This is a genomic window from Nostoc flagelliforme FACHB-838, from assembly GCF_014698065.1.
GTDB lineage: Bacteria > Cyanobacteriota > Cyanobacteriia > Cyanobacteriales > Nostocaceae > Nostoc > Nostoc flagelliforme_B.
Genome location: NZ_JACJSI010000016.1, coordinates 100,499 through 111,416, shown reverse-complemented (window position 1 = coordinate 111,416; position 10,918 = coordinate 100,499). Strand labels below are relative to the sequence as shown.

The following is a 10,918-nucleotide window of genomic DNA, read 5'->3' as shown; positions in this document are numbered from 1 at the left end:
ATGTTTGGGTGAGATATAGATTCAAAGCAAAACTGAAAGTCCCCCGCCCTCAAAGTTGTCAACAGGACGAAGAGTTGGTATCGGAATTTAAAAAAAACTCGGCATAATTCTAGTAACCTTGAAACAACTTTTGGCACAAAACAAGTGTGTTCGCTACCTATGCCAGGATGAAACTAGAGTTGGACTCAAAACTCTCACAGGCAAAGTGATTACAGCTTCAGGCGTTAAACCTACTGTTGAGGTGAAATGACCCAGAGAGAACTTTTGGATATATGGTGACCCAGAGAGAACTTTTGGATATATGGTGCAATTGAACCGTTGAGTGGAGATCATAACATTATGAATATCCAAAATTAGATGGCAAGTGTTTTCAACAGTTCTTGGACTGGCTATCTATGCAATTAGGTAGCGATTACGCTATTTTACAGGTTGATCAAGCACCTGCTCATACAAGTTCAGCGATTCGTTGGCAAGAGTTTATTATTCCTGTGTTTCAACCAGCATCAGCCCCTGAACTCAACCCGATTGAGAGACTTTGGCAACTTCTCAAGAAACCACTTAAAAATCAACTTTTTTCTTCTTTACAAGCTTTACGCGAGCGCATTCAAGAAATCTTCGACCAACTCACATTTGAGCAGGTAATTTCTATCTCTTCTTATAACTTTATCCTGGAAGCTCTATTCTATGCAGCTTCATATTAAATTGGTATTAAACGGCTGCCCATAACCCTGTTACCTTGGTAACACATTTATGTATTTACTTATCTTTACATAGTTTGATTTTTTCACCTTGTTCTACTTACTTTCTTTTTAAAATGTGAACTGATAATCAAAGCACTGAGAGTGAATACAGTGCCTAATACAGTAGAGGGTTCTGGAACCGTGCGGCTAGCAACAATCTTGCCTGCTAAAACATCATCTATAAAGTTGGCATAGTATGACACGCAAGTACTATAAGCAATCTCTCCAAAAGAAGAATCAACTCTGTCATTGACATCCTGACGTGGGTTTAATCTATTATTACGAAAGGATGCAATACCAGTAATCAATCGATTTATGAATGTTGGACCACCCGAATCACCAGGAGCATACATGGCTTCAATTTCCCCCAAACCCGTATCACCAGGAGGGGTATTGTTACGCTTCTCAGATATTCCCAAACGTCATTTTGATTCGAGTTTTGCATTCGTCTATGGCAACCTGTGGAGTGACGCGATGAATACATAGAATTACCAGTGCTGCAATCCGCATAGGTTGGTAGCCGAATGCCGCAGTCTCCGGGGGTATGGATGTGCGTAATCGCCTAGTTGCTGATGTATTTTATTGCCTTTGGGCAAGAATTCATGCAGTTCACCAATGGCAAGGAAATGTTGCTAGAGACGGCTTGGCGCTCTTAATGGAAACGAGTACTACAATACGCTAGTAGTTGAAATGGTGAATCGTTACTCATTTCACTTCATCAACACCCCCTCAACACAAACGATACCCCACTGCGGAAACTTCGCCAGTAGTTTCTTGATCACAATCTGCAAAGCCGGGTCATCCTCCCAACACTCCTGCAAGAACTCAAAGCCCGGATTATTCTCGGAATTCGCCGCAACCTTGAGTTTCTCGCCTCATGCGACCATCTTTCAGTATTTAGCATACGTAGAGGCCGCATATTTGACCACGTAACAATTGACAGGCGCGGCGGAACTTTCACCCTCATCAACTGCTTTGACTTCTACACCCGAAATTGAATTTTCAACCAACAACGTAGCAGAATAACCTTGTTCTACCTGCCCCTGAGTTTGATTAGCGATCGCAGAATTTAAAGATTTTTCATTTTCAGCGATGGGCGCGGCGGAACAAGTACCTTCATGAAGGAATGTTGAGCTTACCAAGTGACTTGGTAGAATTTGATCATCTAGAAATTGCTGATTATTTGGGAGATGTATTAAGCGTGTGGTTTTGGTCACAAGACTCAGTTGAATACGAGATATTCAAGCAATATGAACGTGCTTTGGTTGCCATTGGGGTAAACTTTTCGCAAGAAGTTCAAATGTCTCTAGAAGACTGTACATCCGGGCTAGAGGATGCGTTTAGAAGCACGATTGACTATGTGCTGTGGTTGCAAAAGCATGAAAAGCAATATTTCTCGAACGCAATTTTGATTAGTGCATTACAACAGCAATGGAAGCCAAAGGCATGGCGTGATCATTACCTGGAACTACCAATGCTAGAGTCACCGGGGCAAAAATGGTGGAATGCCGCAGTTTCCAAGTAGGGGATGGTTAAAGTAGCATTACTGATTGGGGCTAGTGAATACAAATCTGATTTAAAGGTATAATTAAGTGAAGCTATTGGAATTTGATGTAATAATACTAAACACTCAAGGTCAAGAAAGCAAACGTCAACAGCGTCAAGCCGAATATTTCACCGAAGACTTGGACAACACTATCACTCTTGAAATGGTGCTGATCAAGAGTGGTAGTTTTATGATGGGTTCACCAGAGAATAAAACAGAGGCTAGTGGCTCAGAAAGCCCTCAGCATTTAGTAAACATTCAGCAATTTTGCATGGGCAAATATCCAGTTACCCAAGCACAGTGGAAAGCCGTAGCAGCACTACCGCAAGTCAACAGAAAGCTACAAGCTGATCCATCGGAATTCAAAGGGGATCAACGACCTGTAGAGCAAGTATCCTGGTACGATGCAGTTGAGTTTTGCGATCGCTACTTGTCCTAATCCACCAACGCCCCATCCACGCAAGCAATTCCCCACTGCGGAAACTTAACTAGCACCTTTTTAATCACAATCTGCAAAGCCGGATCGCCATTCCAACACTGTTGCAAGAAGTCAAAACCCGGATTCTGCCCCGAATTCGCCGCAACTTTCAGTTTCTGCATCCGCTCGGGTCGCATATTTGACCGCGCAACAATCGCCTCATGCGACCATTTTTCAGAATTTAGCGTAGATACGGCGGAACCTTCGCCTTTATGATCCGCTTTCATTTCTCCAGATGAAACTGAATTTTCAACCAATAACGAAGTAGGGGAAGCCTGTTCTACAAGCCCTGGTGTTTAGCGTCCACAAGCGCCAGCGTCGTGCAGTCCATTGCCACAGGCAAGTCTTCCCCCTTCTCTGACAAGCTCTCGACAGTCTGAGGCGAAGCGACCCCCAAGGGATACCGTTGGCGAATTCCCCAAACAGCTAAACTAAACCGATTAGTTCAGCAATGAAACGATTGAGAACCTTCTGGGCAGTTTTATACCCAGATGCTTGCGTACCTAACTTCAGTTCCGATAAAACACGGTCACGTAAAATCTTAAGTTCTTTTACCGTAGGCAAACCAACAGACTGTTTTGCCATCAGTGAGAGGTTAAAATAAAGCGCAAAGCAACTTAAATAAAAATGATAATCGTGTGCGGGGGAGGGTAAGGAGGCGAGCGTCGCTCGCCTCCTTACCCTTTCCCCTTTCCCCTTTCCCCTTTCCCCTTTCCCCTTTTCCCAGACCTCACAAGCGCATCTTTGGGTTGGCAGACTTCTAGAGTCGACCCGTCAGCAATCCAAATTCGCTCAAAATTATGCAATGCAAACTTAACACTATCTGGTAATGGTCGCCTCAGTCTTTGCTGCCAATTGAGTTGTAACCGAGGTAGTAAATCTTTAAATACTCGCTCAAATAATTCAGCCGGAAATACTAAAAATCTTTGTGCAAGAGATTGTTGAGCTACTGTTGTGGCACGACACCATAATAAATCTTCTCTTGCTAATAAGCGATTTAATTCTTGGACTCCAGGAACTTGCCGCCACAATAAAGTTAATACTGCTGCCACCATCAGGGATAGATTGATAATTCTATCTCGTAATCCTAATTGCTTGTAATATTTTTGTTTATTAAAGATAGCCGGAGTTAATAAAGCTTCTAAGTAAGCAGCAATCGCTTCATTATCTATAGTAGGAGTATGATGTTTTTGTGTGTGGTCAGAGTTGTGTTTTGGTCGCTTGGGCATGGCGGTAAACCAAACTTTTTGTGAACTCGTTTAGTAATTGAATTTACCGAATAATGTTCCCCAATTTTTATCAAGGTATTGAGTCGTTACAATAGTTTTTGAATTAATATTTCAGCTATTCAAAAGCATCTTGATTATCATTCTTATTTAAATTATTTTGAGTATTTTAACTGATTGACAAAATGCGTTTTATCTTAACCTCTCACAGATGTTCAAGTCCTGGCTCATCGCTGTGCTTACCTCAATGGATTATTGTCGGTTTGAGCCACTTCAAAAACTGAGATGCTCCCGTTAGCCGAAAGCCCTTTGAGCCGGATGCATTAATAAGATATGTTCAAGCAACCTTACAGCAATCGCATCATTCATAACCCTAATGTATCAATGAAGTAGCTAGCATTTATGAGGGAATCTTTAAGAATTTCGGTCTAAAATCTCTCGCACTTTAGAGGTGACTGTATCAATGTCAATGGGCTTCTGGATAAATCCATCACATTTTATACCATTCATCTTATTAAGATTATAATCAAAACTTGTGACCAAAAGAATTGGTAGAAATTGGAATTTAGTTAATTCTCTCAAGCGTTGAACAACTTCAAATCCATCCATTACAGGCATTTGAATATCTAATATTAGCAAGTCAGGTGGGTTAGGGTCGGTTTCAAGAAAGGTTAGCACTGCTGCACCCGAATCAACACTTTCAACCAAACAGTTCTCTGCTTCTAAAATGGTTTTCATCAAGAAAGAGTTATCAGCTATATCATCACAAACTAAGATCCGCTTAATAACATTTTTATTGGTTGTATTTGCGGTAATAATAGCTGTTTTTTCCATATTTTTCTACTATTTAAAATATTGAAGAAGCTGCTAATTATACACCCGTGTCCGATTGGGTATTAAAAGCTGTGCCATTTATTCTCAAATTAAAACCCAAAGATAACGGGATTCCTTTGACCATACATTAAAGACTGAATCTCAATTGCATAGGCGTAGCCCGTCGTAGACATCGTTGCGATTAGGTGTCGGCAGTTGAATTATCTCAGAAAAACGTGAATACTTAACTGCGTCGGTAGGGGGATAATCTGCCGACACCGCAAGTAACCCAATTTTTATATCCTGGAAATAAATCACACCCCCAATACGCCCTTCAACTTGGAAAGCTCCATGAAATAAATGATACGCAGCTATACAGATCAGGAAGAAGTCAGTAATCTTGACTGCCCTGTCAAACATCTGCTGACAAATTTTGTGGAGGACAGTATCTAAATATTGATTATAAACAGGCTTACCCAGGTCAGTGAATTCTAGCTTATCCGCAAAATGATCCATATAAAATGACCAAATATCGGACAAGTCTGCAATGTCCGTCAGTTTTTGCTTAAGTTCCTGCAATCGGTCAATTTTCATAGTGTGCATCTTGAGGAGATGGGACGAACAGACAGCACTGTTAAAACAGTTATCAATTATATTAGTTATCAGTATCGAAATAAATCTAATTTTTTCTTAAACGGCTTAACATCCAATCAAATCTTGTTCCAGCCAGTGCCATGTTATCTAAAATATTAGAATCCAGTTCATCTTCATATTCAACATTTTCATCCAGTGATTGACCTTTGCTATAAATACGTCTGCCATAACCAAGCCGACTGAACATTTCCTGTAATCGATTTGCAAGCAAGGTAGCAATCACCCGATAAAATCGAGAAGCAAAACCTATATCCTGTTGTAATTTCGCTGCTAATTGTTGTCGAGGAATTGATAATACAAGCGAGTCTCCAATAGCCCTGATAGTGGCAAAAGGCAAACGGGTATCAATGAAAGCTGTTTCTCCAACGATTTCGCCCTTTGATAATTTTGCTATCTCTCTGCTTGTAGTTTCTTCACCCTCTAAAGCTGCAAAGGCGCGAGTTAGGGGATTGCGTTCATCCTCAGAAACAGAAACTGTCATTGTTCCATCCAGTAGTATATAAAGCGCATCCACAGGCCCTCCCTCACGGATGAGTACTTTGTTAGCGGCAATTTTTTGACTAGTACCTGTAGCAATCAGCCAATCGATGTCACTATCATGCAATTGTTCCAAAACAAACAGCATATCTCTGAGCGTATTGCTCTTAACAAGTTTGCTATGGCCAAGTTGAGCGATTCTGTTTGCAAGTAGAATAGCGATCGCTCGATAAAATCGAGATGCAAAACCAATATCCTGCTGCAATTTTGCGGTCAATTGCTGCCGAGAAATAGATATTACCAACGAATTTTCAGCAGCTTCAACAGTGGTAGCAGCTGGGCGGACATTAATAAACGGGATTTCTCCTATTATCTCACCACTTGAAACCCGCGCAATCTCTCGTCCTAATGTTTCGCTATCCTCCATAGCTGCAAAAGCTCGATCGAGAGGATTGTTTGTAGCTTGCGAAACAGTAATTGTGAATGTTCCATCCAGTATGATGTGTAGGATATCTAGGGCTTTTCCTTGCTGCACAAGGATAGTGCCAGCAGGTATTTCCTTTTTTTGACCTGTAGCTATCATCCAATTGATGTCGCTATTATTCAATTCCTTAAGTAAAACTTCAGTCATAACTCATATAAATTTAAGTTCAGTTTCTGGATGCTCCGCTTGCCCCTCTGTGAGAGTTGTCGGCAATTGGTATAAAATTTTTTGGATATAGGAATGCGCCTGAGAGTCAGCCAATTCTTCTAATGTCAAATAAGTCAAAACTATTAACATAATTGGTTGACTATTGAGAGTTCTTAACTCGCCTCCATGTTCAGCATCAAAGCGTTCCAAATTCTCAGCAGCAGACTTCACCAATGCTTGCAGAATCTTAAATGCGCCCTCTGAAAGCGGCGGTTGACCCCGGTAATTTTGCAATCTGCCTCCTTCTCGGTAATCTGGAAATGCCTCCAGCCCCAGAAAACGCAAAAACCAATCAGCCCGATAGTGTCCGATAGCTGCCACAATACCTCTGTAGTCGGCAATCAGTTCGTCGAGTAGATTATTCCGCATGGAGCCAAATAAGCGGTGTGTGAAGTAGTGAGTAGATTCATGTTCTAGGCGAATATTAAGGGAAATACGCCGCCATTCTACTTCCGAAAGTCCGATGTCGCTGGCTGAAACATTGCTATAAAAACCGTCACTCAAAATAATCAACCGATCTTGATAGAGCTGCTTTTGCGGGATTAGTCGCCCAAATTCTTCTAACCAACTACTTTCGGAGCAGTTACCAAAATTTTTCACTGACCATTGTTGGCGATACTGGCGAACCCGATCCCAGTTGTTGAAACCAGTAACCATGCAAGCTCCCATAGAAGCAGGGACTGGTAGTGGTTCATTCCGCATTGTTAGCGCCTGTACCAAAGAAACAAAGTCATCTCGGTTTCTGGTGAGCAAAACCGGGATGACTCCAGCCAAGCTTTGATGTAGCATCAACTGGAGTTGTTCGGGTTGCTGCAAAATCAAACCAGTCGCCTCAATCATGCCATCCACTGAAACACCCTTACGAGTAGCAAAGCGGTATGCCTCAGTTTGACTGATGCCTTCGAGTATGGGGAATTTTAACTGTACCAACTTGCTTGATAAAGCTTGAAAAACTCCCACCTCTTGAGCAAAAGTGGCATATTCTTCCCAAGCGGCTACATGGGGTTCGGGTGGAAGCGGAAACTTGGCAGGGAGTTTTGAAAAACTGCGATCAAAGATGTTTTGATTGTAAGCAAGCAATTCTTCTGTCTCCCTTGCGGTAGCACCATAGGAGGCAAGTACATTAGCACGAAGTTGGTGTTGATTGTTCAAGTGCGATCGCCTCCCATTAATACCTCCTTTAACTCAACCCGATCCATAATCTGCCGAGCAATTTCTTGCACCGTTTGGCTAAATGGATGGTCAGCGTAACGCAAGCAAAACAAACCACTGCTGGCTAACTGAATTATCTCTTCAGAAAGAGGCACAATACCAGCCACTGGAGTGTTGTAGATTGTTTCCATTTGTTGTTGGAGAGCGTTGAAATCCATTGCTGGTAGCACCTTATTAATTACCAAAAGCATTTTGTCCACTTTTAATTTTTTCGCTACCTCCACTGTTACCGCAGTACCCTGGAAGTCTTGGCGGTCTGGACGCAGGATGACGACTAAGATATCAGAAATAGCGATCGCTAGTAAGGTTTCTTCATTTAAACCAGGGTGAGTATCAATCAACAAATAGTCCAGGTTGAGATAGCGGATTAAATCCTCAAAGCCGTCGTTGAGTTTGCCTACGTCATAACCCTCGCGCAAGATACGGGAAATTTCACCTGCTTTAATACTGGAAGGAATCAGGTAGAGGCTGCCATTTGCTCTAGATGTTTCACCTTCTGCATTTAAAGTATGACTGACATCGTAGGCAGCATCTTTAATCATACAGCGACCCCACAAGTAGTCATTGAGGGAGCGATTCATCTTTTCCTCGTCTAGACCGAAAATGATATGAATTCCTGGTGATTGAATATCGGTGTCAATAACACCTACACGTTTTCCAAGACGGGCAATAGTAGCTGCTAAGTTAGCAGTTAAATTTGATTTTCCCGTACCACCACGAAACGAATGAATAGATACAATTTTGGACATAATGCCATACCCTAGCTATGTGAAAACTTTGATATAGTTGCTATCTGGGGATTTGTTCAATCAGCTATTTTTACAACGCGATCTTTAAGATTTTGTGCTTTTTGGTGTAACTGTTGGAAATAGTCGGTTTTTGTTTCATCATTTTTGGGCATTCGCCCCTTGATTTTTTGCGCTTTTTGTTGCAGTTCCTGGAAATAATCTGTCTGTGTGATGTCAGCTACCTGACGTGCCTTTTTCGCTTCGTCAATTTCAACGTTTAATTCCATCACTTGCTGTTGCAGCTTTTGCTCTCGCGCCTTCACCTCTTGGGCCATTTGCAGGAAAACACGCACCAATTGACCAATATCATCATTTGCGTCAGACACCTTAGCTAACTGATGAGTATCAAAATCATCCTGCTCTACCAGTGATTGTGCTGCTTTTGTTAGCGCACGAATCGGTTTGGCAATACTTTGCGCTAAAATCAAGGCGATGATTGTTGCGATCGCTCCTACTGCCAGTAAGCTGTAGCTATTCTGCCAAATGAGTTCATTCAAGGGAGCATCAAACTGTGCGTGGACTTTGTTCACCCCTAACACCCAAGGTTGCTCTTGTAAAGGAGCAAAGCCGACCATCTGCCGTGTCTGCTCAATTGGAGAATAATAGCTGGTGTGACTTGTCTGTTTAGCTCCCACGATCGCAGCTGCTAACTCTGGAACGTCCAAGCTTTTGATTTGATCGACACCATAAAGCCTATCGGTTTCGCTCTGCTGTTGTTTATTAGCTGGCAAGGGGACTAGGCTATGATAAAGCAGCGATTTATCAGGATGGCTGATGATTACGCCATGCTCGTCAACCAAGAAGGCATAACTTTGAGATCCAGCCTGCAACGCATTTACAATCGCCCAGATGTCTTCTCCCTTAATTTTTAAGACCGCTACTCCGACAATCTTGCCGCCCTCAGACCGTACAGGGTTGGAGAAGTAAATGCCTGGTCGTCCACTCGTTGTACCAACTATAATGCCAGAGACGTAAGGACGACCCTGGATGCTCAAGCGGAAGTATTCACGAAAAGCGTAGTTTTGAGCAATGAATGTGGGGTCGGTGGCAGCAAGGCAGCGCCCCTTTGTATCTATGATGTAGACAACATCATAGTCGGGGTTGGAGCGAAAGACGTTATCTAACGTTCGTTGCATCGAGGAGCGGAAGGCTGTTTGCTTCTGAGGATTAGTAGCAGCCAGAAAACCCACTACATCCTTATCAGTGCTGACTTGGACGGCAACACGCTGGATATCGATAATTAGCTGGTCGAGGCGACTAGCATTACTGGTGGCTAAGAGTTCCAGTTTGCGGTATTCGCTGTCCTCTGCACTCTTAAGACTTTCTTGGAGGTTGTGATACGTGGTGAAGCTCATCGGTATGAGGGCAACTGTAAGCAGTGCTACCGAGAGTTTCGTTCTGATAGACCAGGCAGAGGAGTTAAAGAACCGACGCAAGAGTTTAATTGAGCCGATTTGCTCTAAACCCGACCATACCTTGGTGGGTGGCTGATAAGGGACGGCCTTTAGCCCACCTGCGATCGCATCTAGCTCTGCATCACTGATACTATCACCTGACTTTGAGATTTGAGCTAATTCTTGTTGTGTAAAATTGTAGCCAGCAGCTAGTGCAATCTCTAGGCGTTGATTATCACTGGCAGCATTTCGGAGTTCCTTTTGGAAGGCTTCATCCGTGGCTATCCGCTCATAAAAGGCTCGTGCGCTTTCAACAGACATACATTTTAAGAGGCTATTAAATCAGTTGCCTCAATCCCAAAGAGTTGCAGTAATTTCTGCCATGTCTAGGGACTGCTTCGCCTTAACAAGAACCTTTAAAAAGGCTCGCCGATTTTGCCAACCAGAACGCGGTAGGATAGGAGAACGAGCATCTGAAACATTGTCGATTCCTTGGTTGGGAAGTGATTCTTTCTCTGAAGCAGGAGAATTACTTGTTTGGCTCATATTACACCTCTTGCTAGGGCGTAAGTAGATTTGGGTTCATTCTGCCAGCTATCTGACCACTGGATGCGATCGCTTGGCAATTGTTTCGGTGGGAAGCATCCTCCTATGGTTATGCCACCGCTAACTGCTGTTAGCTCCGCGTCAGTGAGTTCACTATCACCAGCAGTTGATGCTTGAATTTCGGCTATGGCGGCTTGCCATTCTGATTGTGTGAAATCAATCATAACCAGCAGCTTGCAGGATTTGCTCACGTTCTTCCTAAATTCCTGCCTGCTCTAATTGCGTTCGGAACGTTTCATCTGTGGTCATCCTGGAATAGAATGCCTTTGCACTTTCAATAGACATAGATTTCT

Annotated in this window: 17 protein-coding genes and 1 pseudogene; 4 read left to right on the top strand and 14 right to left on the bottom strand. The window is 42.8% G+C overall.

The window, feature by feature from the left end:
* Positions 1-356 precede the first annotated feature (356 nt).
* Positions 357-701, top strand: a pseudogene (locus tag H6G97_RS11300) (transposase); the annotation flags it as partial.
* 83 nt (positions 702-784) lie between these two features.
* Here H6G97_RS11300 and H6G97_RS11295 read toward each other — a convergent pair.
* Positions 785-1,159 carry a PEP-CTERM sorting domain-containing protein gene (locus tag H6G97_RS11295; RefSeq protein WP_190940701.1) on the bottom strand — a complete coding sequence of 125 codons (375 nt, stop codon included), beginning with the start codon at positions 1,157-1,159 and terminating at the stop codon, positions 785-787.
* Positions 1,160-1,284: 125 nt separating this feature from the next.
* Between H6G97_RS11295 and H6G97_RS11290 the strand changes: the two genes are divergently transcribed.
* A complete protein-coding gene (locus tag H6G97_RS11290) occupies positions 1,285-1,422 on the top strand; it encodes a hypothetical protein (RefSeq protein ID WP_190940700.1) in 138 nt (45 codons plus the stop codon).
* Positions 1,423-1,630: 208 nt separating this feature from the next.
* Here H6G97_RS11290 and H6G97_RS11285 read toward each other — a convergent pair whose 3' ends face one another.
* A complete protein-coding gene (locus H6G97_RS11285; protein ID WP_190940699.1) occupies positions 1,631-1,882 on the bottom strand; it encodes a hypothetical protein in 252 nt (83 codons plus the stop codon).
* Between H6G97_RS11285 and H6G97_RS11280 the strand changes: the two genes are divergently transcribed.
* Together H6G97_RS11280 and H6G97_RS11275 are read left to right on the top strand one after the other, a co-directional pair.
* The gene (locus tag H6G97_RS11280) at positions 1,867-2,265 is read left to right on the top strand and encodes a hypothetical protein (RefSeq protein WP_242054890.1); all 399 of its coding nucleotides are present in this window, start codon (positions 1,867-1,869) and stop codon (positions 2,263-2,265) included. The genes H6G97_RS11285 and H6G97_RS11280 overlap by 16 nt on opposite strands.
* Positions 2,266-2,332: 67 nt before the next feature.
* Positions 2,333-2,725: an SUMF1/EgtB/PvdO family nonheme iron enzyme gene (locus H6G97_RS11275; RefSeq protein WP_190940698.1), complete on the top strand. Its 393-nt coding sequence runs from the start codon at positions 2,333-2,335 to the stop codon at positions 2,723-2,725.
* Here the strand turns inward: H6G97_RS11275 and H6G97_RS52380 are convergent.
* From H6G97_RS52380 to H6G97_RS55910, 12 genes are all read right to left on the bottom strand, one after another.
* Complete coding sequence (locus H6G97_RS52380; RefSeq protein WP_242054889.1) at positions 2,722-2,991, bottom strand: hypothetical protein; 270 nt, start codon at positions 2,989-2,991, stop codon at positions 2,722-2,724. The two genes, H6G97_RS11275 and H6G97_RS52380, sit on opposite strands and share 4 nt — an antisense overlap.
* Before the next feature lie 199 nt (positions 2,992-3,190).
* The gene (locus H6G97_RS11265) at positions 3,191-3,349 is read right to left on the bottom strand and encodes a hypothetical protein (protein ID WP_190940697.1); all 159 of its coding nucleotides are present in this window, start codon (positions 3,347-3,349) and stop codon (positions 3,191-3,193) included.
* A 92-nt stretch (positions 3,350-3,441) separates the two neighbouring features.
* Entirely contained in the window at positions 3,442-3,993 is a 552-nt protein-coding gene (locus tag H6G97_RS11260) for a hypothetical protein (RefSeq protein ID WP_190940696.1), read from the bottom strand.
* A 411-nt stretch (positions 3,994-4,404) separates the two neighbouring features.
* On the bottom strand, positions 4,405-4,824 hold the full coding sequence (locus H6G97_RS11255; RefSeq protein WP_190940695.1) for a response regulator: 420 nt from the start codon (positions 4,822-4,824) through the stop codon (positions 4,405-4,407).
* Between the two features lie 141 nt (positions 4,825-4,965).
* On the bottom strand, positions 4,966-5,397 hold the full coding sequence (locus H6G97_RS11250) for a hypothetical protein (RefSeq protein WP_190940694.1): 432 nt from the start codon (positions 5,395-5,397) through the stop codon (positions 4,966-4,968).
* Between the two features lie 85 nt (positions 5,398-5,482).
* On the bottom strand, positions 5,483-6,565 hold the full coding sequence (locus H6G97_RS11245; protein ID WP_190940693.1) for a cyclic nucleotide-binding domain-containing protein: 1,083 nt from the start codon (positions 6,563-6,565) through the stop codon (positions 5,483-5,485).
* A 3-nt stretch (positions 6,566-6,568) separates the two neighbouring features.
* Positions 6,569-7,777, bottom strand: coding sequence for a DUF7005 family protein (locus tag H6G97_RS11240; RefSeq protein ID WP_190940692.1), 1,209 nt, complete (start codon positions 7,775-7,777; stop codon positions 6,569-6,571).
* Positions 7,774-8,586, bottom strand: a complete 813-nt coding sequence (locus H6G97_RS11235) for a MinD/ParA family ATP-binding protein (RefSeq protein WP_190940691.1) — start codon at positions 8,584-8,586, stop codon at positions 7,774-7,776. The genes H6G97_RS11240 and H6G97_RS11235 overlap by 4 nt, the downstream gene beginning before the upstream one ends.
* A 56-nt stretch (positions 8,587-8,642) precedes the next feature.
* Entirely contained in the window at positions 8,643-10,340 is a 1,698-nt protein-coding gene (locus H6G97_RS11230; RefSeq protein WP_242054888.1) for a Nif11-like leader peptide family RiPP precursor, read from the bottom strand.
* 30 nt (positions 10,341-10,370) lie between these two features.
* Positions 10,371-10,565 carry a hypothetical protein gene (locus H6G97_RS11220; protein ID WP_190940690.1) on the bottom strand — a complete coding sequence of 65 codons (195 nt, stop codon included), beginning with the start codon at positions 10,563-10,565 and terminating at the stop codon, positions 10,371-10,373.
* On the bottom strand, positions 10,562-10,789 hold the full coding sequence (locus H6G97_RS11215; protein ID WP_190940689.1) for a hypothetical protein: 228 nt from the start codon (positions 10,787-10,789) through the stop codon (positions 10,562-10,564). The genes H6G97_RS11220 and H6G97_RS11215 overlap by 4 nt, the downstream gene beginning before the upstream one ends.
* A gap of 34 nt (positions 10,790-10,823) precedes the next feature.
* Positions 10,824-10,874 carry a hypothetical protein gene (locus tag H6G97_RS55910; RefSeq protein WP_422394178.1) on the bottom strand — a complete coding sequence of 17 codons (51 nt, stop codon included), beginning with the start codon at positions 10,872-10,874 and terminating at the stop codon, positions 10,824-10,826.
* Between the last annotated feature and the right edge of the window lie 44 nt (positions 10,875-10,918).

What these genes read in the sequence shown, in the direction of transcription:
- H6G97_RS11290 (WP_190940700.1), top strand. Translation starts at nt 1,285, where the DNA reads ATGGATGTGCGTAATCGCCTAGTTGCTGATGTATTTTATTGCCTTTGG.
- H6G97_RS11280 (WP_242054890.1), top strand. Translation starts at nt 1,867, where the DNA reads ATGTTGAGCTTACCAAGTGACTTGGTAGAATTTGATCATCTAGAAATT.
- H6G97_RS52380 (WP_242054889.1), bottom strand. Translation starts at nt 2,991, where the DNA reads ATGAAAGCGGATCATAAAGGCGAAGGTTCCGCCGTATCTACGCTAAAT.
- H6G97_RS11265 (WP_190940697.1), bottom strand. Translation starts at nt 3,349, where the DNA reads ATGGCAAAACAGTCTGTTGGTTTGCCTACGGTAAAAGAACTTAAGATT.
- H6G97_RS11260 (WP_190940696.1), bottom strand. Translation starts at nt 3,993, where the DNA reads ATGCCCAAGCGACCAAAACACAACTCTGACCACACACAAAAACATCAT.
- H6G97_RS11255 (WP_190940695.1), bottom strand. Translation starts at nt 4,824, where the DNA reads ATGGAAAAAACAGCTATTATTACCGCAAATACAACCAATAAAAATGTT.
- H6G97_RS11250 (WP_190940694.1), bottom strand. Translation starts at nt 5,397, where the DNA reads ATGAAAATTGACCGATTGCAGGAACTTAAGCAAAAACTGACGGACATT.
- H6G97_RS11245 (WP_190940693.1), bottom strand. Translation starts at nt 6,565, where the DNA reads ATGACTGAAGTTTTACTTAAGGAATTGAATAATAGCGACATCAATTGG.
- H6G97_RS11235 (WP_190940691.1), bottom strand. Translation starts at nt 8,586, where the DNA reads ATGTCCAAAATTGTATCTATTCATTCGTTTCGTGGTGGTACGGGAAAA.
- H6G97_RS11230 (WP_242054888.1), bottom strand. Translation starts at nt 10,340, where the DNA reads ATGTCTGTTGAAAGCGCACGAGCCTTTTATGAGCGGATAGCCACGGAT.
- H6G97_RS11220 (WP_190940690.1), bottom strand. Translation starts at nt 10,565, where the DNA reads ATGAGCCAAACAAGTAATTCTCCTGCTTCAGAGAAAGAATCACTTCCC.
- H6G97_RS11215 (WP_190940689.1), bottom strand. Translation starts at nt 10,789, where the DNA reads ATGATTGATTTCACACAATCAGAATGGCAAGCCGCCATAGCCGAAATT.